The sequence below is a fragment of the Akkermansia sp. KLE1798 genome (assembly GCF_001580195.1).
In the GTDB taxonomy this organism is placed as follows: domain Bacteria; phylum Verrucomicrobiota; class Verrucomicrobiia; order Verrucomicrobiales; family Akkermansiaceae; genus Akkermansia; species Akkermansia biwaensis.
Window position 1 is genome coordinate 1 of the sequence record NZ_KQ971092.1, and the last position, 771, is coordinate 771.

Here is a 771-nt window from a genome sequence, read left to right on the forward strand (position 1 = left end):
AAGAGGGAGCCGAAGATGTGGGAGCCGGATTCCGGTAAAGAAATGAATTTCAATGATTATCTGAAGTCGAAAGGGGTGGATCCGGAGACGGGAGGAGTGTGGAGGGGAGAAAAACGTGAGCCCAACAATGAGGAACCTGAATGATGAGAAGCGCAGGGGCGATTATCTGGCTGGCCTTATGTTGCTGGGTGCAAATTGTTCCCGCGGATGCGCGGGTGGGCATGTATTTTGTAAAAGGCCCAAGTCAAATGGCAGTGGAAAAGGAGTCCATGTCGGAATGGAGAGAGTGGATGACGTTTACACCTCTTACAGAAAAAACAAAGACTCTTCGTGAGTTGTTGGGAATTATGTATGACTCTTTGATAGGAGCTAACATGGACCTTCAGGAGCCTCTGCCGGAAAAGATGGCCCTAAAGAACAACCTGAGAATAGGGGAATACTATGTATTCACGCTGGACGGGGAATCGGTTGATTTGAATTCGTGGCTGGTAATGAACAAAAAAGGGCATATTGTCCATGCGTTTAATTTCAGCTATGGCAGCGGGAAAGTGCTTCCGCGCATTGATGCCGTGTGGATTGGGATGTCTCCATATGGAACGCCCTCGCGGGATAACATGGAACTGCATGAACAGGGCGATGAAATGTGGATCTATTACGTGGATGCGCGGCGCGGGAAGAGACGGTTGCGTTCCTTCGTGAAGGGGAATATTTCTGTCGTTACGGAAAATATGGGAGGTAGCTATTACTTCGACTGGCCCCTGGAGTACGACT

The 771-nt window shown here is 49.2% G+C and carries 1 protein-coding gene; it reads left to right on the top strand.

Going from position 1 to position 771, the window contains the following annotated elements:
• Positions 1 to 140: 140 nt before the first annotated feature.
• Positions 141 to 771 (top strand): hypothetical protein (locus HMPREF3039_RS14185; protein ID WP_197457901.1); only part of this gene is annotated, 631 nt, incomplete at its 3' end.